Annotated in this window: 22 protein-coding genes; 13 read left to right on the top strand and 9 right to left on the bottom strand. The window is 61.6% G+C overall.

The genetic code is table 11. The features are described from left to right. Positions 1-9 precede the first annotated feature (9 nt). Both mpl and EV700_RS15860 read left to right on the top strand, forming a co-directional pair. Positions 10-1,374, top strand: coding sequence for a UDP-N-acetylmuramate:L-alanyl-gamma-D-glutamyl-meso-diaminopimelate ligase (mpl, locus tag EV700_RS15865; RefSeq protein ID WP_130415618.1), 1,365 nt, complete (start codon positions 10-12; stop codon positions 1,372-1,374). 3 nt (positions 1,375-1,377) lie between these two features. Beyond that, the gene (locus tag EV700_RS15860; protein WP_130415616.1) at positions 1,378-1,794 is read left to right on the top strand and encodes a hypothetical protein; all 417 of its coding nucleotides are present in this window, start codon (positions 1,378-1,380) and stop codon (positions 1,792-1,794) included. Between the two features lie 52 nt (positions 1,795-1,846). Here EV700_RS15860 and ppa read toward each other — a convergent pair whose 3' ends face one another. Both ppa and cysK read right to left on the bottom strand, forming a co-directional pair. Then, a complete protein-coding gene (gene ppa / locus EV700_RS15855) occupies positions 1,847-2,374 on the bottom strand; it encodes an inorganic diphosphatase (protein WP_130415614.1) in 528 nt (175 codons plus the stop codon). 58 nt (positions 2,375-2,432) lie between these two features. Then, positions 2,433-3,407: a cysteine synthase A gene (gene cysK / locus EV700_RS15850; RefSeq protein WP_130415612.1), complete on the bottom strand. Its 975-nt coding sequence runs from the start codon at positions 3,405-3,407 to the stop codon at positions 2,433-2,435. 111 nt (positions 3,408-3,518) lie between these two features. On the opposite strand from cysK, the gene EV700_RS15845 reads away from it, so the two are divergent. Beyond that, on the top strand, positions 3,519-5,315 hold the full coding sequence (locus tag EV700_RS15845; RefSeq protein WP_130415610.1) for a monovalent cation:proton antiporter-2 (CPA2) family protein: 1,797 nt from the start codon (positions 3,519-3,521) through the stop codon (positions 5,313-5,315). A 47-nt stretch (positions 5,316-5,362) separates the two neighbouring features. On the opposite strand, the gene EV700_RS15840 is transcribed toward EV700_RS15845, so the two are convergent. From EV700_RS15840 to EV700_RS15830, 3 genes are all read right to left on the bottom strand, one after another. Continuing rightward, positions 5,363-6,532 carry a type III PLP-dependent enzyme gene (locus tag EV700_RS15840; protein WP_242610291.1) on the bottom strand — a complete coding sequence of 390 codons (1,170 nt, stop codon included), beginning with the start codon at positions 6,530-6,532 and terminating at the stop codon, positions 5,363-5,365. Between the two features lie 90 nt (positions 6,533-6,622). After that, complete coding sequence (gene can / locus EV700_RS15835) at positions 6,623-7,306, bottom strand: carbonate dehydratase (protein WP_130415605.1); 684 nt, start codon at positions 7,304-7,306, stop codon at positions 6,623-6,625. Then, positions 7,287-7,679 (bottom strand): hypothetical protein, encoded by a 393-nt coding sequence (locus tag EV700_RS15830; protein ID WP_130415603.1) that lies wholly within the window; start codon positions 7,677-7,679, stop codon positions 7,287-7,289. Before EV700_RS15830 ends, can begins: the two co-directional genes overlap by 20 nt. A 140-nt stretch (positions 7,680-7,819) precedes the next feature. On the opposite strand from EV700_RS15830, the gene ppnP reads away from it, so the two are divergent. Further along, entirely contained in the window at positions 7,820-8,131 is a 312-nt protein-coding gene (gene ppnP, locus EV700_RS15825; protein WP_130415601.1) for a pyrimidine/purine nucleoside phosphorylase, read from the top strand. 35 nt (positions 8,132-8,166) lie between these two features. After that, entirely contained in the window at positions 8,167-8,907 is a 741-nt protein-coding gene (locus tag EV700_RS15820; protein ID WP_130415599.1) for a TerC family protein, read from the top strand. A 69-nt stretch (positions 8,908-8,976) separates the two neighbouring features. Here the strand turns inward: EV700_RS15820 and EV700_RS15815 are convergent, their stop codons facing one another. Then, positions 8,977-11,316, bottom strand: a complete 2,340-nt coding sequence (locus EV700_RS15815) for a molybdopterin oxidoreductase family protein (RefSeq protein WP_130415597.1) — start codon at positions 11,314-11,316, stop codon at positions 8,977-8,979. Positions 11,317-11,466: 150 nt separating this feature from the next. Here EV700_RS15815 and EV700_RS15810 point away from each other — a divergent pair, with 150 nt between their 5' ends. From EV700_RS15810 to EV700_RS15795, 4 genes are all read left to right on the top strand, one after another. Next, a complete protein-coding gene (locus tag EV700_RS15810; RefSeq protein WP_130415595.1) occupies positions 11,467-11,988 on the top strand; it encodes an adenine phosphoribosyltransferase in 522 nt (173 codons plus the stop codon). Beyond that, complete coding sequence (locus EV700_RS15805; RefSeq protein ID WP_130415593.1) at positions 11,989-12,573, top strand: phosphorylase family protein; 585 nt, start codon at positions 11,989-11,991, stop codon at positions 12,571-12,573. A 106-nt stretch (positions 12,574-12,679) separates the two neighbouring features. Continuing rightward, on the top strand, positions 12,680-13,363 hold the full coding sequence (locus tag EV700_RS15800) for a pirin family protein (protein WP_130415591.1): 684 nt from the start codon (positions 12,680-12,682) through the stop codon (positions 13,361-13,363). A 15-nt stretch (positions 13,364-13,378) separates the two neighbouring features. Beyond that, complete coding sequence (locus tag EV700_RS15795) at positions 13,379-13,969, top strand: malonic semialdehyde reductase (protein ID WP_130415589.1); 591 nt, start codon at positions 13,379-13,381, stop codon at positions 13,967-13,969. A gap of 24 nt (positions 13,970-13,993) precedes the next feature. On the opposite strand, the gene EV700_RS15790 is transcribed toward EV700_RS15795, so the two are convergent. Next, complete coding sequence (locus EV700_RS15790) at positions 13,994-14,773, bottom strand: SRPBCC family protein (RefSeq protein ID WP_130415587.1); 780 nt, start codon at positions 14,771-14,773, stop codon at positions 13,994-13,996. Between the two features lie 18 nt (positions 14,774-14,791). Then, positions 14,792-15,502 carry an START domain-containing protein gene (locus EV700_RS15785; RefSeq protein ID WP_165391521.1) on the bottom strand — a complete coding sequence of 237 codons (711 nt, stop codon included), beginning with the start codon at positions 15,500-15,502 and terminating at the stop codon, positions 14,792-14,794. A 222-nt stretch (positions 15,503-15,724) separates the two neighbouring features. On the opposite strand from EV700_RS15785, the gene EV700_RS15780 reads away from it, so the two are divergent. Next, entirely contained in the window at positions 15,725-17,023 is a 1,299-nt protein-coding gene (locus tag EV700_RS15780) for an ABC1 kinase family protein (RefSeq protein ID WP_130415583.1), read from the top strand. 54 nt (positions 17,024-17,077) lie between these two features. Here the strand turns inward: EV700_RS15780 and EV700_RS15775 are convergent, their stop codons facing one another. Then, positions 17,078-19,159 (bottom strand): hypothetical protein, encoded by a 2,082-nt coding sequence (locus tag EV700_RS15775; protein ID WP_130415581.1) that lies wholly within the window; start codon positions 19,157-19,159, stop codon positions 17,078-17,080. A 182-nt stretch (positions 19,160-19,341) separates the two neighbouring features. Here EV700_RS15775 and EV700_RS15770 point away from each other — a divergent pair, with 182 nt between their 5' ends. From EV700_RS15770 to EV700_RS15760, 3 genes are read left to right on the top strand one after another with little or no spacing between them, the layout of a single operon-like run. Beyond that, positions 19,342-20,418, top strand: coding sequence for a thiamine pyrophosphate-dependent enzyme (locus EV700_RS15770; protein ID WP_130415579.1), 1,077 nt, complete (start codon positions 19,342-19,344; stop codon positions 20,416-20,418). Beyond that, positions 20,415-21,395 carry an alpha-ketoacid dehydrogenase subunit beta gene (locus EV700_RS15765; RefSeq protein ID WP_207224701.1) on the top strand — a complete coding sequence of 327 codons (981 nt, stop codon included), beginning with the start codon at positions 20,415-20,417 and terminating at the stop codon, positions 21,393-21,395. Before EV700_RS15770 ends, EV700_RS15765 begins: the two co-directional genes overlap by 4 nt. After that, complete coding sequence (locus EV700_RS15760; RefSeq protein WP_130415577.1) at positions 21,392-22,459, top strand: dihydrolipoamide acetyltransferase family protein; 1,068 nt, start codon at positions 21,392-21,394, stop codon at positions 22,457-22,459. Before EV700_RS15765 ends, EV700_RS15760 begins: the two co-directional genes overlap by 4 nt. Positions 22,460-22,466: the final 7 nt, after the last annotated feature.

Below are 22,466 nucleotides of genomic sequence, written 5' to 3'. Positions count from 1 at the left end.
AACCAGAACATGCATATTCACATTCTCGGCATTTGCGGCACTTTCATGGGTTCGCTGGCCGTTCTGGCCAAGAATCTGGGCCACACCGTCACCGGCAGCGACGCCAATGTCTACCCACCGATGAGCACCCAGCTGGAAGCGCAGGGTATCTCCCTGATGCAAGGCTACGATCCATCGCACCTGCAGCCGCGCCCGGATCTGGTCATCGTCGGCAACGCCATGAAACGCGGCATTCCCGCCGTGGAATATGTGCTGAATGAAGGCATTCCTTACACCTCCGGCCCGCAGTGGCTGGCGCAATATGTGCTGCAGGGAAAGCATGTGATCGGCGTCGCCGGCACGCACGGCAAGACCACCACCACTACCATGGTGGCATGGATACTGGAACAGGCCGGACTGGAGCCGGGTTTCCTGATCGGCGGCGTGCCGATGGGTTTTGAAGCCAGCGCGCGCCTTGGCGGCGGCAAATTCTTCGTGGTGGAGGCGGATGAATACGATTCCGCCTTCTTCGACAAACGCTCCAAGTTCATCCACTACGCCCCGCGCACCGCCATCCTGAACAATCTGGAATTCGATCACGCGGATATCTTTGACGACCTGGCGGCTATCCAGAAGCAGTTCCACCACCTGGTGCGCACCATTCCCGGCCAGGGCCGCATCATTGTCCCCGCTGCTGACGCCAATCTGGCCGAGACGCTGGCCAAGGGCTGCTGGACACCCGTGGAAAAAACCGGACTCGCCGGGGAGGCTGAAGCGCTGTGGCAGGCCGCCCTGCTCTCGCCGGACGGATCACACTTTGATGTGCTTCATGCCGGGGAAAAGGCCGGTACGGTGAGTTGGGGCATGACGGGCATGCACAGCGTCAACAACGCGCTCAGCGCGATCGCCGCCGCGCATCATGTCGGCGTCAGTATCGAGCTGGCTTGCGCGGGACTGAGCGCTTTTGGCGGCGTGAAACGCCGGATGGAACTGATCGGAGAAGTGCGAGGCATCAGCGTCTATGACGATTTCGCCCACCATCCGACCGCCATCAAGACCACCCTGGAAGGCTTGCGCAAGAAAGTCGGTAACCGCCGCATCTGGGCCGTGATCGAGCCTCGCTCCAATACCATGCGCATGGGCACGCACAAGGATGGCCTGGCTGCCTCCGCCAGCGATGCCGACCAGGTGATCTGGTACCAGCCGGACGGCCTGGACTGGAATCTGGAGCCGGTGATCGCCGATTCGCCGGTGCCGGCGAAGGTGATGCGGAATATTGATGCCATTGTGGCCGAACTGGTGGCGCAGACGCTGGACGGCGATGCAGTGGTCATCATGTCGAACGGCGGTTTCGGCGGCATTCACGGCAAGCTGGTGACGGCGCTGAAGGGCTGAGCCATGGATGCCCTTTTCCATACCTGCGGCGCCGACCTGACCGGCAACAAGTCCGTAAGCTTCCCGTTGCAGGTCACCGTAGAACGTACGGATTTCCAGACCACGCTGACTACCGCGTGGATGGTCTTGCGGAATATCGGAGAACTGGCCGGGGAATGGCCGTGCGGTCACGGCAAACTGACCTTCATGCCCGTTATGGACGAACCGGAGCAAGGCGCAGGGCTAGACTGCCGTTTTCTCGGGGGTGAACGCTCAGTCAGGCTGGAAATTGAGGCGGGACTGGAGTTGGTTTTTGACTTTCAGGCCCATGTCTGGCAACGGTTGGAAGCCGTCGCCAGCGTCATGGATTTCCTGCGGGGTCTGGGCAACAGCATCGGCATCGACGGCGTCCGGGTGGGACTTAAAGCGAGCGGGATTTAAAGCAAAAAAGGCGCTGTTTCCAGCGCCTTTTTCATGACTGCGTCAGAAGGATTTACTTCTTCGCGGCCTCAATGGACTTCAGCACTTCGGCCTTGGCCACTTCCGCACCTTCCCAACCGGTCACCTTGACCCACTTGCCCGGCTCCAGTGCCTTGTAGCTTTCGAAGAAATGACGGATCTGGTTGATCAGCAGCTCCGGCAGGTCCGTGTATTCCTTCACGTGCTTGTAGAGCGGGGTCAGCTTGTCGTGCGGAACAGCAATCAGTTTGGCATCAATGCCGGACTCGTCTTCCATGGTGAGCTTGCCGACCGGGCGGCAGCGGATCACGGAACCGGCCACCACCGGGTAAGGCGTCACCACCAGCACATCCAGAGGGTCGCCGTCTTCCGACAGGGTGTTCGGAATGTAGCCGTAGTTGGCCGGATAGAACATCGCCGTGCCCATGAAACGGTCCACGAACAGCGCATCGCTGTCCTTGTCGATTTCATACTTGATCGGGTCGTTGTTGGCGGGGATCTCGATCACGACATAGATGTCATTCGGCGCGTCTTTTCCCGGAGGAATGTTGTTGTAGCTCATGATGCTCACTGCTCAAGTCGGGTTGGAAAACGGGGCGGATTATACGCCCCGCCCGTCATTACTGCACCATTTCCTGATCGGTGAACAAACCCTCGAACAACGGCGTCGACAGATAACGCTCGCCGGAGTCCGGCAGGATGACCACGATGGTCTTGTCGGCATTCTCGGGACGCGCCGCCAGGCGGGCGGCGACGGCGGCGGCGGCGCCACAGGAAATGCCGCAAAGGATGCCCTCTTCCCGCATCAGCCGGCGGGCGAATTCGATGGCTTCTTCGTTGCTGACCGTTTCCACGCTGTCCACCAGGCTGAGATCCAGATTGGCTGGCACGAAATTGGCGCCAATGCCCTGAATCTTGTGCGGCGCAGGTTTCAGCTCTTCGCCTTTCAGCTTCTGGGTGATCAGCGGCGACGCCACCGGCTCGACCGCCACGGACTGGATGGCCTTGCCCTTGGTCTTCTTGATGAAGCGGGAAACACCAGTCAACGTACCGCCGGTGCCGACCCCGGCCACGAAAATATCCACTTCGCCGTCGGTATCGTTCCAGATTTCCGGGCCGGTGGTCTTTTCATGGATTTCCGGATTGGCGGGATTCTCGAACTGCTGCGGCAGGAAATACTTGTCCGGGTTGGATGCGCGAATTTCCTCGGCCTTGTCGATGGCGCCCTTCATGCCCTTGGCGGGATCGGTTAACACCAGTGTCGCCCCCAGCGCCTTCAGCACCTTGCGTCGCTCCAGGCTCATCGAGGACGGCATGGTCAGCGTCAGCGGGTAGCCCTTGGCGGCGGCGACATAGGCCAGAGCAATACCGGTGTTGCCGGATGTGGGTTCGACGATTTCCATGCCGGGCTTCAGTACTCCGCGCTTTTCCGCATCCCAGACCAGATTGGCCCCGATGCGGCACTTGACGGAATAGGCGGGATTGCGACCTTCAATCTTGGCGTAGACCTTGGGGTGACCGTTGACGACACGGTTCAGGCGCACCAGCGGCGTGTTGCCGATGGACAGTGCATTATCCTCATATACTTTTGCCATTATCCTGCTTCCTGTTATCGTAGGCGTTGGAAAAACTCTACTTTGGCGACTTTGCGGCGGTCTTGCAACTACCGCTTTCGCCTATCGATATGACCTTCGGATATTTGCAGCATGACGCTACTGACCCAGACGGCGCTATTCCTTGGTGCAGCCTTGCTTATTGTTCCCCTCGGCCACCGGCTGGGCCTGGCCGCCGTGCTCGGCTACCTGCTGACCGGCCTGATTCTGGGCCCCAACCTGCTGAACGTGGCCGGCAATGCCGGGAATGTCATGCACTTCGCCGAATACGGCGTGGTGATGCTGCTGTTCCTGATCGGGCTGGAACTGGAGCCATCGCGTTTGTGGGCGTTGAAGCGTTCGATTTTCGTCTTGGGCGGCCTGCAGGTCACGTTGACCGGCCTGTTGTTCACCGGCATCGGTCTGATGTTCGGCCTGAAGCCGACTGTCGCGGCCATTGCCGGGTTCGGGCTGGCGATGTCCTCGACTTCGTTTGTGCTGCAACTGCTGGCCGAAAAGAAACAGCTTTCCGCCAAGCACGGTCGCAAATCCTTCGCCATACTGCTGTTCCAGGACATGGCGGTGATTCCGCTGCTGGCGATACTGCCGTTGCTGTCGGGCAACAGCACCCAGGACTATAACCTGGCCTATTTCGGCAAGGTCTTCGCGGTATTCGGATTGCTGATTGTGGCCAGCCGTTTTGTGGTGCGACCGGTGTTCCGCCTGATCGCCGCGAGCGGCGCGCATGAGTTGCTGACGGCGGCGGCGCTGTTCATCATCCTGGGCATTACGCTGCTGATGGACTACCTCGGCCTGTCGATGGCGCTGGGCGCATTCGTCACTGGCGTGCTGCTGGCGGACTCTCCTTACCGGCACGAACTGGAAGCCAGCATCCAGCCGTTCAAGGGCTTGCTGCTGGGCCTGTTCTTCATGGCGGTGGGCATGAGCGCCGACATTCACCTGCTGATCAGCAAACCGCTACTGATTGTGGGCGGTGCGCTGGGGCTGATGACGCTCAAATTCATGGTGTTGGCCGGTATCGGCAAGGCTGTGGGGAACTCCTGGCAAACCAGCATCCGGCTGGGCTTCGTCCTGTCCCAGGGCGGTGAATTCGCCTTCGTACTGTTCAGCACCGCGGCCAGTTACAAGTTGCTGCCGGGCTGGCTGGGTGATCCGCTGATTCTGGTGGTGACACTGTCCATGGCGCTGACCCCGCTGGCCTTCATGGTGCTGGAGCGCTGGGTGGAACCCTTGTGGACTGAAAAGGAAAAACGCGAGTTTGACAAGGTTGATGATCTTGACAGCCCGGTGGTCATCGCCGGGTTCGGCCGCTTCGGCCAAATCGTGGCGCGGGTGCTGCGCACGCACAAGATCGGCTTTACCGCGCTGGAAGGCGACGCCCGGCAAGTTGATTTCGTGCGGCGCTTCGGCAATAACGTCTATTACGGCAACCCCAGCAACCTTGATCTGCTGCGGGCGGCGCATCTCGATAAGGCCAAGGTATTCATTCTGGCCATCGACGATGTCAACGACTCGATCAAGACCGCCAATCAGGTGCGGCATTATTACCCGAACCTGCCGATCCTCGCCCGCGCCCGCGACCGCCGTCATGCTTATATGCTGATGGACCTGGGCGTGAACGTGATCTTCCGCGAGACCTTCCTCTCCTCGCTGGACCTGGCGCGGCAAACACTGGTGGAGCTGGGTTATGATCCGGCGCGCGCGGAACGCAGCGTGCGGATGTTCCGCGATTATGACGAGAAGCTGCTGAAGCGGCAGCAGGCCTTCTATCACGATGAGGAAAGCCTGATCAGCAGTAACGTGGAAGCCATGAAGGAGCTGGCCGACCTCTTCGAAAGCGATGAGAAGGCATTACGACAGCAGATGGCAGAAGCGGAAGGTGAACTCTGAGCCAACAAAAAGGGCGCCACAGGCGCCCTTTTTGATTCACGGCCGGATTACTTGATGTAATAGGCCTTCAACGGCGGGAAGCCGTTGAATTCCACCGAGCTGTAGGAGTTGGTGTAGGCACCGGTCGTCATCCAGTACAGGCGGTCGCCCACGGCCAGGTTCAGCGGCAGGCCGTAGCTGACATGCTCGTACATGATGTCGGTGGAATCGCAGGTGGGACCGGCGAGCACGACATTGCCTTCCGGCGGATGCTGCTCCATCTTTTCGGTATAGATCGGATATTTGATGGATTCGCCCATCGTTTCGATCAGACCCTGGAACAGGCCGACGTCGGTATAGATCCAGCGCTTGAGGTCGGTACGCGACTTGCGGGAGATCAGCACCACTTCCGACACCAGCACCCCGGACTCGCCGACCAGCGAACGGCCCGGCTCGAGAATGATTTCCGGCAGGTCATCACCGTAGTCATCATGCAGGTAGCGCAGGATTTCCTCGGCATACACCTGGATCGGGTTCACTTCCGAGATGTAGTTGGCCGGGAAACCGCCGCCCATGTTGATCATCTTCAGCTCGACGTCTTCCTCGTACTTCATCCAGTCAAACATGTATTTGACCTTGGAGAGCGCGGCGTCCCAGACAGCGATGTCCTTCTGCTGCGAACCGACGTGGAAGGAAATGCCGTAAGGCACCAGGCCATTCATCTTGGCCTGGACCAGCAAGTCAATCGCCATGTCCGGGTGGCAGCCGAACTTGCGCGACAGCGGCCACTCCGCGGTTTCGCCGCCTTCCACCAGGATGCGCACGAACACCTTGGAGCCCGGGGCCTGTTCCGCGATGTTCTGCAGGTCGGCCTTGGAGTCGGTGGCGAACAGGCGCACGCCCTTGTCATAGGCGTACTTGACGTGGGCGGCCTTCTTGATGGTGTTGCCGTAGGAGATACGCTCCGGATCGACACCGGCGTCCAGCACCTTGTTCAGCTCGTAAATGGAGGCGATATCAAAACTGGAGCCCTTGTCGCGCAACAGCTCGATGACCGGAGCTCCCGGATTGGCCTTCAGTGCGTAATGCACCTTGGCCATCGGGAAGCAGGTGGTCAGCTCATCATATTTCTGGCTGATGATTTCGAGGTCGACCACCAGGAAGGGGGTCTCCTTTCCATCCGCGAAATCCTTGATTTTTTTCCATTCTGCATCAGAGCAGTAATCCGAGAGACGCATACGCAATTACCCGACGAGGCCGAGGCTGTGGAAGTTGTTCCCGGGTAATCCGGAAACGCCAGAAATGAGGCTGCCGCAAAAGCGCGAAGATTAAGGCGAAACCCCTCGACAATCAAGGGCGCTGAGACCGGTTTTTTCGGCCAGCCGTCGCCGGGCGTCGCGGAGCTCTTCGGGGGTGGCCAGCGTGACCTCCAGATCGCGCAGCAGGCCGTCCTCGACACCGTAAATCCAGCCGTGCACCGTCAGGTTCCGGCCATCGGCCCAGGCCTTCTTGACCAGGGCGTTTTCACAGACATTGAAGACCTGCTCCAGCACGTTCAGCTCGCACAGGGCGCTGAGACGGTGCAGCTCGTCGGGTTGGGCGGACAGATAGCCATCATAACGGCTGATCGTGTCATGGATATGACGCAGCCAGTTGTCAATCAGGCCGAAACTCTGGTTGCGCAGCGCGGCCTGGATGCCGCCGCAGCCGTAGTGGCCGCACACGATGATATGCTCGACCTGAAGTACATCAATCGCATATTGCAGCACCGACAGGCAATTGAAATCGGTATGGATCACCAGATTGGCGACATTGCGATGCACGAACATGTCGCCCGGCAGCAGATCGACCAGCTGGGTACAAGGTACGCGGCTGTCCGCACAGCCGATCCAGAGGTAGCGCGGGGTTTGCTGCGAGGAAAGCTTGGAAAAAAAGGCGGGATCCTGGGACTTGATGTTGGCGGCCCATGTCCGGTTACGGTCAAGCAGTTCGTCAAGCCGGCGGCTGGTCACGGAAATTATCCTCCTCGGGGGGTTCAACGGGCTGCGGGGGAAGGGGTTCCGCCGTCAGTCGGCGGATGGTGGTGGCCTCGGCCCACATGGCGGCATAAACCAGCAGGATCATGCACGCCAACAACAGGCCGCAACCCAGGAAGGCCAGATTGCCCAGCGCCGCCAGGCGGGCGATTTCGATATCGGCGACACTGCCGTTCCGCAGCCGCTGCAACAGCAGTTGCGGGTCAACATAGAGCGGATGGCGGGTCCACAACCAGCCGAAGAAACCGGCCAGCGCCACCATGAGCAGCCAGCCCAGCCGGTTCCACCACCGGATCTGGGCGAGGCGTTGGTTGATATAAACTTGTTGGTCAGGGGTCAGCGACGGCATGCTTCGGCTCGGCATGAAAACAGATTTTCGAGGCGGAGTATGCCACGATGCTTGCCGCCTTGACACAGGACGATGCGCGGCGATTTTGCGCGCCGGGGGTTGTCCTGTAGAATGCGTCGCATTTCACGAGGAGCAAGTCCATGAGCCAGTTCGACAATGTCAGCGTCATCAAGAAATCCAACGTCTATTTTGACGGCAAGTGCGTCAGCCATACCGTGCTGTTCGCCGACGGCACCCGCAAGACCGTGGGTGTGATCCTGCCGTCCACCTTGGTGTTCAACACCGGCGCGCCGGAAATCATGGAAGTGCTGGGCGGCCGTTGCCGCGTGCGTCTGGCCGGCAGCGAAGCCTGGAATGAATACGGCGCCGGCCAGAGCTTTGACGTACCCGGCAACTCCAGCTTCACCATCGAAACGCTGGAAAACCTGGACTACGTCTGCCACTTCGCCTGAAAAACCGCGGAAAACGCCCCGGAGGGATTTGCTAAATGGAATGGTTAAGCTGGATGAATGATCCGCAGGCCTGGGTGTCGCTGGCGACCCTGACCCTGCTGGAAATCGTGCTCGGTGTCGACAACATCATTTTCCTGACCATACTGGTCAACAAGGTGCCGCCCGAACAGCGCCAGAAAACCCGGCTGTTCGGTCTGGCGCTGGCCATGGGCACGCGCATCCTGCTGCTGTTGTCGCTGGCCTGGGTGATGCGTCTGACCGAGCCGCTGGTGACCATCGCCGGTCACGGCATTACCGGCCGCGACCTGATCCTGATCGGCGGCGGCCTGTTCCTGCTATGGAAGGCCTCCACGGAAATCTATGATGAAGTGGAAGCCGAAGCGGAAGAAGATGCCGTGGTGGAAGCCGGAGACAGCAAGCAGGCCGCCTTCGTGGCCGTAATCCTGCAAATCGCCGTGATTGACATCGTCTTCTCGCTGGATTCGGTGATCACCGCCGTCGGTCTGTCGCAGCATCTGCCGGTGATGGTGCTGGCCATTGTCTGCGCCGTCGGCGTGATGATGTTCGCCGCCAAGGCGATCGGCGACTTTGTCGACGAGCATCCGTCGATCAAGATGCTGGCGCTGTCCTTCCTGGTGGTGGTCGGTACCGTGCTGGTTGCGGACGGTATGGGCTTCCACGTGCCGAAGGGCTACATCTATTTCGCCATGGCGTTCTCGCTGGCGGTGGAAGCGCTGAACATCCGCATGCGCAAGAAGAAGAAGATCCTGGTTTAAGGAGCTTCGGCGGTAAACAAGAAGAAAGGGGCGCTTATAGCGCCCCTTTCTTTTGTCCGGGTCATTTGGTCAGACCCGCTCGACCTTGACCTTGCGCACCCGCTTCACCTTGGCGGGCGGATTGGCCAGACTGACCTTGACCGGAATACCGTTCAGGGCGGCGGTGCCGCTGAGGCTGTCCAGCCACTGCTCGTCAGTGATGTCATTCATGCTGACGCCCGCCCTGCCCTCGGCGATGCTGAGCTGGGTGCCTTCGCGATGATGGCCGAAGCCATGCGGGATACTGATCACGCCCGGCATGATGTCTTCGCACAACTCCACCGGAATGACGATGTCGCCGACGCGCGAGGTAACGCGCAGCTCTTCCCCTTCCTGCACCTTCAGCGCCGCCGCATCGGCCGGATTGACCATCACCGTGCAGCGGTTCTTGCCCTTCACCAGCGGCAGGCTGTTATGCAGCCACGAGTTGTTGCTGCGGATATGGCGGCGGCCGATCAGCAGCATCTCGCCCTTCTTCGCCTTGCCGCCCTGCGGCATTTCCTGACGGGCGCGCTCCAGTTCGGGCAGGTAGATATGCGGGGCCAGCAGCACCTTGCCGTCCGGGGTGCAGATGCGTTGCCGCAGACCCGGTTCCATCGGGCCAAGATCGAGGCCGTGCGGATTGGCCTTGAGCATGGCGACGCTGAGGCCGATGGCCTTGCCGCTGGCCGGCGTCGCCAGTTGCAGCTGCCGGAACTGCCGCGCCAGCTTGCGCGCGGGCGGCAGCTTTTCCAGTAAGGTCAACAGCGTGCTGCTAACCCCGTGCAGGGCGTTACCGGCGCGATGGCCGTAAGGGCCGGATTGCAGCATCAGGTCGAGAATGCCTTCCGGTCCGTTCAGTCGGTCCACCACTTGCCGGACCCGTTTCCATACCGCCTTTTCCATGGGCGTGTTGGCACTGAGACGCTCGGTGAGTTCCAGCAGGATCTGCCAGTCGTGACGGGTGTTTTCCGCCGGTTCCATCAGCGCCGGGGAATACTTGGCGACATTGCGCACGGCGATGGTGTTGAACAGCAGGTCGTAATGTCCGTGCTCCAGCGGCCCGGTGGGCGGCAGGATGATGTGGGCATGCCGGGTCGTTTCGTTGAGGTAGAAGTCGATCGACACCATGAAGTCCAGCCCGCCCAGCGCCTCTTCCAGCTGACGACCGTTCGGCGTCGACAGCACCGGATTGCCGGCATGGGTGATCAGACCGCGGATCTGCCCCTGCCCCGGCGTCAGCATTTCTTCCGCCATCACCGCCACCGGCAGCTCGCCGTTGAATTCCGGCAGGCCGCGCACGCGCGACCGGTAACGGTTGAAGCTGCCGCGCAAGGCGGGCGAGGACGAGGTCAGACCGACCAGATCGACCGCCGGATGGGTAAACATGGCGCCGCCGGGGGCGTCGACATTGCCGGTGACGACATTGATGGCGTTGACCAGCCAGGCGCTGACACCGCCCCAGGGCTGGGTGCAGACCCCCATGCGCCCGTAGCAGACGGCGCGCTCGGCGGCGGCGAACTCGTGGGCGGTGCGGCGGATCCAGTCGGCGGAAATGCCGGTGGCGGCCTCGACATCTTCCGGCTCAAAGGCGGCAACGGCGGCTTTCAGCACTTCCAGCCCGGTAACGCGGCCCTTCAACTCGCCCAGCGACACGACATTGTCGGTAAACAGCACATTGAGGAAGGCCGCCAGGAAATAGACATCACCGGCGGGCTTGATGAACTGGTGCTCGAAGCACTTCGCGGTTTCGGTGCGCCGCGGATCGAGGACAATCAGCCTGCCGCCGCGCTCGGTGATTTTCTTCAGACGCCCCATCGGGTCGCCCGCGCTCATCAGGCTGCCGTTGGAGGCGGCGGGGTTCGCGCCCAGCATCAGCATGAAATCGGTGTTGTCGATGTCCGGAATAGGCAGCATCAGCTGGTGGCCGAACATCTGCAAGGCCGCCAACATGTGCGGCAATTGGTCGACGCTGGTGGCGCTGAACTTGTTGCGCGAATGCAACGCCGACATCAGCGGCGCAGCAAACAGGGTGGCGCCCAGATTATGTACCGTCGGATTCCCGGCGTAGAAGGCCATGGCATGATGGCCGTGCTCGCGTTGCACACGGCGGATGCCCTGTTCCACTTCGTCAAAGGCCTGATCCCAGGAAATTTCCTGCCATTCCCCGCCCACCCGCTTCAGCGGATAGCGCAGCCGGTCCGGATCCTCGTGCAGGCTTTTCAGGCCGATGGTCTTGGCGCAGACATGGCCGCGGCTGAACGGATCGGCGTCATCGCCCTTGATCGAGGTGACAATCGGGGTCTCGCCGTCCAGGTCCAGCCCGGTGGTGATGGCGACGCCGCACATGGCTTCGCAGAGATTGCAGGTACGGAAATGGGGCTGGCTCATGGCGGCGTTCTCCCTGAGATTTGTTATCGTCGTTCGATGGGCGTAAAAGTGAGACCACAGTACTCTATTTTGCCCGGTTTTGGCAGGGGGATGTCCGGACGCAGCCAAGAACAGTTACTATTTCCCGATAACCTGTCAGGACCCTCCGCCATGCCGTTGTCCGAACTTGAGCAACACATCCGCTGCATCCCCGATTTCCCCAAGCCGGGCATCCTGTTCCGTGACATGACGCCGCTGCTGCATGACCGTTTCCGCGACACCATCGACGCCGTCATCGCCCTGTTTTCGGTGGAGGAATGGCAAGGCATTGACGCCATCGTCGGGGTGGAGTCGCGCGGCTTTATCCTGGCGGGCGGGCTGTCGTATGCGCTGGACAAAGGCTTGCTGGTGGTGCGCAAACCCGGCAAGCTGCCGCCGCCGCACCACACGGTGTCCTATGCGCTGGAATACGGCCAGGACAGCCTGCAGATGTCCAGCAACTTCACGCCGCAACGGGTGCTGATTGCCGACGACGTACTGGCCACCGGCGGCACCCTGCGCGCTACTTGCGAATTGTGCGAACGCTGCGGCCACACCGTGGTCGGCACGGCAACGCTGATCAATCTGGCGGGACTGAACGACTTTATGTGGAACGGCCTGCGCAACCGCGCCCTCTTTACGTATGGTGACTGAATGAATCGCCCCGTCCTGCTGGTGCTGGCGCTGGAACAGGAAAACCATCAGCATCGCCTGAATCCGCTGGCGGATGCCGTGCTCTATACCGGTGTCGGCAAGGTCAACGCCGCGCTGGCGCTGACCCGGCATCTGGCCGCCTGTACGGAAATGCCGCTGGTGGTGAATGTCGGCTCGGCGGGTTCGCATTGCTTTACGGCGGGCGAGGTGGTCAATGTCACCGCCTTCGTGCAGCGCGACATGGACTGCACCGCGATGGGCGTGCCGCTGGGCCAGACGCCGTTTGAAAGCGTCAAACGGCTGGAAAACGGCCTTGCCGTCGAAGGCCTGCCGAGCGCTGCCTGTTATACCGGCGACAGTTTTGTCACCGAAGCGCACCCGGTGTTCCATCTGGAAGTGATCGACATGGAAAGCTATGCGCTGGCGAAGGTCTGCACCGCCTTCGACGCGCCCTTCCTCTGCCTGAAGTTCATTACCGACGGCGCCGACGGTGAAGCCGCCGAGGACTGGAGCCAGGCGGTGGTGATGTCGGCCCACCGGCTGGAGGACGCGCTGAAAGCCGCCCTCGCCCACGTGTTTCCGTAGCGCGAACACAGTTTCCCGCAATCGCCGGCTACCCCGCTTCCCCTCCGCCGCCTACAGTAGCCTCATACAGATGCATCACCCCCGACGGGCGATGCCGGAGGCTGCCATGATTACCGTCCACCCCGCCGCCAATCGCGGCCACGCCAACCTCGGTTGGCTGGACTCCTTCCACAGTTTCTCGTTCGGCTCCTGGTACGATCCGCGCTACATGGGCGTGTCGGCGCTGCGCGTCATCAACGATGACCGCATCCGCGCCCTGACCGGTTTCGGCCTGCATCCGCACGACAACATGGAAATCCTGACCTATGTGCTGAAAGGCGTGATCAGCCACAAGGACAGCATGGGCAACGAAACCCATATCCGCGCCGGCCAGTTCCAGCTGATGAGTGCGGGAAGCGGCATCACCCACAGTGAACATAACCGCCAGCCGCACGCGGAAACCCGCATCCTGCAAATCTGGCTGTATCCGAACCGGCAAAACACCGCGCCCGGTTATCAGGAACTGCCGCCCGATGAGCGTGAAGGCTTGCGATTGGTCGTGTCGCCGGACGGCGCGGACGGCTCGATGCGGATCTTGCAGAACGCCCGCATATACCGGCTGAGACTGGCGGCAGGCGAAACCCTGACGCTGCCTTTACAAGGCTCGACCGGCTACCTGCACGTCATCAGCGGCCAGATCCATCTCGACCAGACGCTGCTGACCGACGGCGACGGCGCGGAAGCCTCGCCCGACAGCCGCGAATTACACACCCTGACCGCCGCCGAAGCGCTGTGGTTCGACCTGCCCTGATTACCGGAGAACATGATGAACACCCCCCTGAACGACAGCGCGCTGCAACAACTATTTACCGAAGCGCGCACCTTCTCGAACTGGCAGGACAAAGCGGTCAGCCGCGAACTGCTGGAGCGGCTGTTCACGCTGGCCAGCCTGCCGCCGACGGCCGCGAACACCAATCCGGCGCGGCTGGTGTTCCTGACCACGCCGGAAGCCAAGCAGACGCTGGCTCCGGCGCTGTCGCCCGGCAATGTCGACAAGACGCTGAGCGCGCCGGTGACCGTTATCGTCGCCCACGACACCGCCTTCTACGAGCACCTGCCGCAGCTGTTCCCGCATACCGACGCGCGCAGCTGGTATGTCGGGAACGACGCCCTGATCCAGAAAACCGCCTTCCAGAACGGCAGCCTGCAAGGAGCCTACCTGATCATGGCGGCGCGGGCGCTGGGACTGGATTGCGGGCCGATGGGCGGCTTCGACAACGCCAAGGTCGATGAGTTGTTCCTGGCCGGAACCGGCTGGAAGTCGAACTTCCTGTTGAATCTGGGCTACGGCGACCGCAGCCGGTTGCATCCGCGCAATCCGCGCCTGAGCCTGGAACAGGCGGCGCGCTTCCTCTGAGTCGCACGCCCCTGCCCGCCAAGGTCAGGGCGCGGCCTCGGTGTACTGGAAATCGTTGTCCGGCGATCCGCCATCCTGCCGTTGCAACTGGCGGATCATCGACACCATGATGAGATACGGCACCCGGCGCTGGACGAAATTCACGGTCCATGCCGGAGCAACTCCGCCAGGATCGACATAGCCCTCGGCCTCGAACCGGGTCTTGTTCTTGCCCAGCGGCGTCAGCTTCACTACGAAATCCTGCGACAAGACCCGCACCAGCCTCGGGCTTTCGGGCAAATAATCCGGCACGGCGTTGACGCGCAGCACCATGCTGCCGCGACGGGCATTGTAGGGGTCGATCACCGCGTGGAAGATGCCGTCGCGGTCCGGCAGGCCCAACGGCGCATTGAAGCGCATGTAGTAATAGAATTCGGTGCGGCTGACCTTCTTCAGCATCCGCGCTTCCTGGGTTTCCCAATACCAGCGCGGCATGGCGGCGACATCGGTGTGCGCTCGGGCTATGGCTTCCAGGGAGGCGTTGAGGATGGCGTCGATTTTCCAGGAGCGGACCCGCTTGCCCTCCTCCAGCCGGGCCCAGGTACGGATGCCGCGGCTTTCATCCCGGGTCACCAACACCCACTGATGGCCGTAACTGTCATCCCGCAACTCCTGCAACTCATCCGCGCAGGAGACTTCATGCACGGCCGGCAGCAGCGCCAGCGACAGCAGGCCGGCCGGATGCATGCCCGGTTTACGGGCCGCCAGCGCAGCTGCACGGAATAACGCCTGCATTTTCAGCGCGATACGCGGCAAAAGGTCCATACCCCGAAGATCCGGCGCTTATTCGCGGAAGGTATAGGCGGTCGGACCGCTGGCCTCGGCATATTCCTTGTTCTGCGCCATGCGCAGCAGCGACACCATGATCAGGTAAGGCACCCGCTTCTGCACGAAGTTGATGGTCCACGCCGGAACCTTGCCGCCCGGATCCACATAGCCTTCCGTTTCGAAAAACACCTTATCCTTGCCCACCGGCGTGAACTTGGCGAACAAATCCTGAGCCACCACGCGAACCAGGCCTTCCTTGGGCGGCAGGTAGTCCGGCAACGCCTTGACCGTAATCTGCATATACCCCCGTTTCGCCGTGTACGGCTCGATTACCGCGCGGAAAACGGCGTCCCGGTCGGGCAGGTTCAACGGGGCATTGAAACGCATGTAATAGATGTATTCACGATCGCTGACCTTTTTCAGCAGCTTGGCCTCCCGGGTTTCCCAGTACCAGCGCGGCATGTTGTCCACATCGGTATAAACCCGCGCCATCGCGTCCAGCGAGGCGTCCATCAGGCCTTCCGCCCGGAAGGAGCGCAGACGTTTGCCCTCCTCCAGGCGCGCATAGGTCTTGATATGGCGCAACTCATCGTTACGCACCAATTGCCATTGCGGCGAGGTCAGTTCGGTCCGCAGGTCATTCAGTTCCCCGTCATCCGCCGCCAGCGCCGGAAGTGAAAGACAGGCCAACAGCCCGCACAGCAGAAGCGTCACGCGTGAAATCATGTTGTCATTATCCTTTGGCATCACCGCATGCCCGGCGATTGGGGCGACTTGCCCGACCACACGGGAGAATTTTGCTTTTTATCAACCCGTCTCCGCTAAGATAGCAACTACACACATCCCAATGAAAGAGATACCGCCGTTTTTTGCGCAACGGCAATTGACAACCCCGGACGAGGGCATAGCATGAACAGGATGCCCGCATAAAACCCCATAGGCTTTGACATGAGCGACAACAAGAAACACGCCAGCACGCCCGGCAAGCGCTTCATGCGTCTGGCCGGGATGACCGCCAGCATTACCGGCAAGGTGATGAGCAACTCTTTCAAGAGCATGGTTGGCAACGCCGAGGAAAAGGCCGAAGCCCGCAGCCAGATGTATACCGAAATCGGCAAGCAGATCGCCAACACCCTGGGGGAAATGAAAGGCGCGGTGATGAAGGTTGGCCAGATTGCCTCGCAGTACCAGGATATCTTTCCGCCTGAAATCGCCCAGGCGATGACCCGGCTGCAAAAGGAAGCGCCGCCGATGCCCTATGGCGTCATTGAACAGCAGATCATTCACGAACTGGGCGCCAAGCCCGCCGAGAAGTTCGCCTGGTTTGACGAAAAGCCCTTCGCCGCCGCCTCCATCGGCCAGGTGCATCGCGCCCGCCTGCATAGCGGCGAGGACGTGATCGTGAAGGTGCAATATCCGGGCGTGGCGGAATGCTGCGAGTCCGACCTGAAACACCTGCGCATGGCGCTGAAACTGGCCGGGGTGATCAAGCTGAGCAAGGAGTTGCAGGAACAGCTGTTTGATGAGATCCGCTCGTCGCTGCATGCCGAACTCGATTACATGCAGGAAGCGGCGAACCTGCGCGAATTCGGCGAGTTCCACGCCCATGACGACAAGGTCATCATCCCCAAGGTGTTCGACGACTACACCAATACCCGCGTGCTGACCCTCAGCTACGAGGAAGGCGACGGCCTGCAGGCCGCCAAGCACTATCCGCACCATGTCCGCAACGAACTGGGGCTGAAACTGTTCCACGTACTCTGCGAACAGATGTACCACCTGCAGGCGCTGCATTGCGACTCCCATCCCGGCAATTTCGCCTTCCGCCCCGACGGCACGCTGGTGATTTACGATTTCGGCTGCATCAAGCGGCTGAACCCGATGCTGGTGGGCGAATTCAAGCGGCTGGTGCGCGCCGCCCTGCAGAACGACTACGCTACCGTGGAAGCCGTCTTGCGTGACCTGGGCATCCGTACTCACGGCGGCCCGGAAGTGCCGCCGGAGTACTATCTGGAGTGGATCGACATCCTGCTGGACCCGATTCGCGACAAGACCTTCGACTTCGGCCGCAGCAAGGTGCATGAACAGGTGCTTGGCAAGGCCAAATCGCTGATCCAGTATTGGGACAGCTTCCAGCCCTCCGCTGAAACCATGATGATCAACCGCGCCATCGGCGGACATTACTGGAACATGGTGCATCTGGGCGTTCACAGCAATTTCGGCAAACCGCTGCTGGGTTATCTCTGAGGTTTTCACCATAAAAAAGGCCCCTGAACGGGGCCTTTTTTATGGCGTGGCGACTCAGTAGGCAATCATGCGCACAATATTCGCATCCAGCATCGGATCATCATTCAGGATGCCATCCGCATTGGCCGGGGCATCCAGGAAGGCCTGAAGATCCACCACCATCAGATCCCACGAGCGCGAGGTTCCTCCTCCGATGGATGTCCCCGCCAGCGAAAACCCGAAGGAGCGGCCTGCAATGTTGAAGGCGCCAATCGCATGAGGATCACCGGCGCCGCTGGGGTCGCTGGTATTCCGCCACCGGGCCTTGGCGAAACCTTGCCAATTCACCCCCTTCGCCGGATCGTCCAATTGCGCCACGATCAGCGGCGACGTGCTCCAGGATGACTTGGCAAAGAGGATATGCGCCGCGCTATCGATAGCCGCGCCGGTTTCCACAGAGCCGTTCACGCCCGCCGGCGCATGGATATAGCGATAGGCAAGCGGCGTGAAGACGCCGGTGTCGCCCGTCGCCCCGGTGGGGGTGGCAAAGCTCACTACCCCGAACTGCAGGTCGCGGAACTCGCTGGTCACGACGCCGATGCGATACGACGTATCCACCGCCGCCTGGTCTATGTCGCCAAAGTCATGCACCACCGTATCAATCGTGTTCAGGGTGTCCCAATCCGCCCGCGACTGCACGTAGGCTTTACGCTCGGCGAGATTGAAAAGGACCATGCCTCCCCCCTGGTAATGGGGCGCGAACACCACATCCGAGGAAGGATCGCCGCCGATATTCTCATCCATCTGGGTATTCGCGGGTTGCGGTATCAGATAGACCTTGGCCAGCGAAACCGGATCGACTCCCATCAGTCCGTCAGCCGTCGCCAGCCAGACCACGTTACGCTTGCCGTCGGCGATGCCGCCGGCAATTTTCAGCCCGCCCGCCCCGGAAAAATTCAGCGTTCCGGCAATATCCAGCGAACCGGTCTTCATCACCACGTTGTCGGTAGCGTTGATGGCCACGATATTGTTGCTGCTGTAGTTATACAGGAACAACACCTGCTTGCCGCCAACCGGAATCGGCACCGGAATCACACCGCCAACCCCGCTGAGCGTCTTGGCGATTTCGGTATTGAGGTCGGCCAGGTGATCGGCAACCGGGTGCTGCGGGTCGGTCATGTCCAGCCGCACCAGGCCGTCCTGACGACCGGCGAAGTAGATGTAAATATGATTGCCGACGATCATCGGGGCAATGGCGCCCGAGGAACCGCTGACCTGGCCGGATACCGAGGCCTCACCGATCGCCGCCGTGCTGATCGATTCGGTGACGCTTGTGACCGGAATATTGGCATCGTGGTGCACTGACGTTGTCGAACCCGCATAGTCATTCGCCGCGCCGGCCAGCGAGGTCGTCGTGACCGCCGGCGACATCGGCGCGCCGGCCAGCTGCAACAGGGTATTGGCTTCCCGCCCGTCGGGAGTGCCGTCCGAAAGATCGCGGGCGATATTGTCAATCAGCTCACCGGGAGGAACATTGAGGTTCTGCCGCAACTGCTCCAGTACGCCCAGCGCCACCCCGACCGCGAAACCCGGCCCGGCGGGAGTGGTGAAGTCCGGCGCAACGCTGGTCAGCGGTTGTCCGGCCAACCCCAGATCCCCCAGGGATTGCTGCAGATCATTCTGTGCGTGGTTCAGGGCGTTGGCCAGACTGGTTTCGGCGCCGCTATCCACCAGATGACGCGTCCGCAGCGTCTGGATATGACTGAGGGGCGTCACAAAGGTCTGCGTCCCGGCCGCAGGCATGCCCGGCAATACGGCGGTCAACGTTCCATTATTCTGGGTGGAATTATCCGACTCGCTGCTATAGGTGCCGTTTTGAACCTCCAGCACGACCGGGCCGGTGGTTGCGGCCGGCACCGATAGCGCAAAATGGCCGTTGCTGTCCGTATCCGCCGAAGCGACGGGACTCCCCGGCAGCGCCCGTCCCGCCGAGTCGGCCCGGTGCAACACCACCCGTGCATTGTGGATGCGCCCCGCAACCGCCGATCCCTCCATGACGACATTTTTGGCGGGCGACGACTCGGTATCCGAAAAGAAATTACATCCAGTGGTCAATACGCTGGCCACTACGACTCCCAACCATTGCCTGGCTTTCATGATGAGCTCTCCGTCTCGGTCGATAGATGCCAATGGCACACTCAAAATGTGTCATTGCCGGAAATTATAGATCGGACTTCTGACTTCGCCAGACCGCACATCGACTTCCTGCGATGACAGCGAATGCCATGACATCCCGCCGGCGGGGTCTACACTGAAGATAAAATCCCGGACAAATCGTCATGACGCTGATCCGCGACTATCCGATCGAATTTCCGCTGCACCGGTTTCTGGGCGAAGACGGTGTATTCCTGCACTCGCCGCCCGAGAGCTGCTCGACGCCGGCGCAATGGCTGGACGTCTTCAGCCACCTCACCCGCACCCGCCTGTTTGACCAGCGCGCGGTCGCCCTGCAACGCACCGGGCAATTGGGCACCTATGCCAGCTGCCTGGGCCAGGAAGCCGTCAGCACCGCTATCGGTTACCGGTTGGCGCCGGAGGATGTTTTCGTGCCCTACTACCGCGATCAGGCCGCCCAATTGCTGCGCGGGGTGCGGATGCGCTCCATCCTGCAGTTCTGGGGAGGGGATGAATGGGGCGCGCACGACGGTCCTGCCCACGATCTGACCTGGTGCATTCCCATCGCCACCCAGTTGACCCATGCGGCCGGAGCAGCCGCAGCGCTCAAGCTGCGTCAAGAGCACCGCGCCGTGCTGGTGACCTGTGGCGACGGCGCCAGTTCGCGGGGGGACTTTTATGAAGCGCTGAACCTGGCCGGGGTCTGGCATTTGCCGCTGGTCGTGGTCATCAACAACAACCAATGGGCCATTTCGGTGCCGCTGAGCCGCCAGACCGCCTCCCCCACGCTGGCGCACAAGGCCCTCGCCTGCGGACTGCCCGGTATTCGTGTTGACGGCAACGACTTTTTCGCCATGAGCGCGGTGCTGGACGAAGCGCTGAACCGCGCCCGCTCCGGTAAAGGCCCGACGGTCATCGAGGCCGTCACCTACCGCCTCTGCGACCATACGACCGCCGATGACATGAGCCGCTACGCCGAGGCCGCCGACCGCGAAGCCGCGGCAAAGCGCGAACCCTTGCTGCGTTTCCGGCGGCTGCTGGAGCGTGAAACCGGCTGGAATGATGCGCGACAGAGCGCGCTGGAGCAGCAATTGCAGGAGGAAATCCGTGTGGAAGTCGACGCGTATCTGGGCGGGCCGCCCGCCCGCCCGGCAGACATGTTTGACTACCTTTACGCCGATCCGCCTGAAGAACTGACGGCGCAAAAGCTCGCATGGCTTGCGCGCGGAGCCCAGCCATGAAAATGACCCTGGTGGAAGCGGTCGACTTGGCCTTGGCGCGTGCGATGACGGAAGACGAAAATGTCGTGATCCTGGGCGAGGATGTCGGCCGCAACGGCGGCGTCTTTCGCGCCACGGTGGGGTTGCGCGAACGCTTCGGCCCGCGCCGGGTGCTGGATACCCCGCTGGCGGAAAGCCTGATCGCCGGGCTGGCCGTGGGTATGAGCAGTCAGGGTCTGCGCCCGGTGGCGGAAATCCAGTTTCTCGGCTTTATCTATGCGGCGATGGAACATCTGATCTCACATGCGGCGCGTTTCCGGAACCGCACCCGGGGTCGCCTCTCCTGCCCGCTGACCCTGCGTACGCCGTTTGGCGCGGGTATCCGTGCGCCGGAACACCACTCCGAGAGCACCGAGGCGCTGCTGGCGCACATTCCCGGCCTCAAGATCGTCGCTGCCTCGTCGCCTCGCACCGCTTACGGCTTGCTGCTCTCCGCCATCCGCGATCCGGACCCGGTGATCGTGCTGGAGCCGGAACGCCTTTATCGCGGCCTCAGGGAAGACGTGGAAGACCACGGCGCGGGCATTCCGCTGGTCGAATGCCTGGTCTGGCGGCCGGGCCGCGATATCACGCTGATCAGCTGGGGGGCCATGGTGCAGGACTGCCTGACCGCCGCCGACCAACTGGCCAACGAAGGCATTGATTGCGAAGTCATGGACGTAGCCACATTGCGTCCGCTGGACATGCAAAGCCTGTTGACCTCGGTTGCCCTGACCGGGCGCTGCGTCATTGTGCAGGAGGCAGTGCGCAGCGGCGGATTCGCCAGCGAGCTGTCTGCACGGCTGGGTGAAGCGGCGTTTTACGCGTTGAAAGCCCCGATTCTGCGGGTCAGCCCGCCGGACATCATTGTTCCCTATTCGCGGCTGGAACAGGCTTATCTGCCGCAGGTGGCGGATATCCTGATCGCCGTACGTCAGTGTATGGAGGCCTCGCGATGAACCTGTTCCGGCTCCCGGATCTGGGGGAAGGCCTGAAAGAAGCGGTCGTGACGGAATGGCTGGCGACAACCGGCCAGCACGTGCGCCAGGGGGAAACCATCCTGGCCGTGGAGACCGCCAAATCGATTGTCGAGATCCCCGCCCCCGAGAATCTGCGGCTGACCGAATTGCTGGCGGCTGTCGGCAACCACATTCAGGTCGGCCAGCCATTGTTCAGTTGGCTTCCGGCCTCTGACACCCCCGTGAGCGCGGCACCCGTGGATCAGGGCAGTGTGGTCGGTCACATGCGGCAAAGCACGATTGATACGGAAGACCGGCCCTTCCGCACAGGCGCCACGCACTTCACCGCCGCCGCCCGTACCGAAGCCCGTCAGCGATGCCATCCATCCCGGCAATCCGCCGTCGCCGATACAACGGCCGCGACCGAATCCGGGAAGGCCGGTCCGCGTTTGTGGATGCACCGGCAATTGGCGGCGGCGCATCGTGATGTTGTCCAGGTGACGGTCTTTGATGCGGTGTATTTGCGTCAGCCCTTGCATCCGGTTCTGCCGCAACTGGTCAAGGCGCTTTGCCGCGCCTGCCGTGAAGTGCCGGAGGCGAACGCCTGGCTCCGGGGTGAGGATTTTCAGCCCCAGCAAGACATCCACATGACGCTCGCCGTCGATACCGACTACGGGCTGATGACACCGGTGCTTCGTCATGCCGACCGACTGCGCCTGCGCGACATTACCAGCGGGCTGCATGTATTGGTAGACAAGGCGCGCTCCCACCGCCTGCAACCAGAGGATCATCAGGGCGGCACCATCACCCTGAGCAGCTTCGGAAGCCTGGGCGGCCGCTTCGCCACCCCGCTGGTCGTGCCGCCGCAGGTGGCGATTCTGGGTGTCGGCCGGATGCAGCAAACTGTCCAGCCCGGCAAGTCAGGCAGACTGCAAACCCGTTATGTGCTGCCGCTGTCGCTGAGCGTTGACCACCGTGCGCTGACCGGAGGGGAAGCCGTCCGTTTCCTGAATGCCGTCATCGCCGCCCTGATCCGTGCGGACCGCAAAAAAAACAGGCCCTGAAAGGGCC

Origin of the sequence: Fluviicoccus keumensis (genome assembly GCF_004217445.1) — a bacterium.
Classification (GTDB): Bacteria; Pseudomonadota; Gammaproteobacteria; order Pseudomonadales; family Moraxellaceae; genus Fluviicoccus; species Fluviicoccus keumensis.
This window is presented reverse-complemented; position numbering and strand designations above follow the sequence as displayed.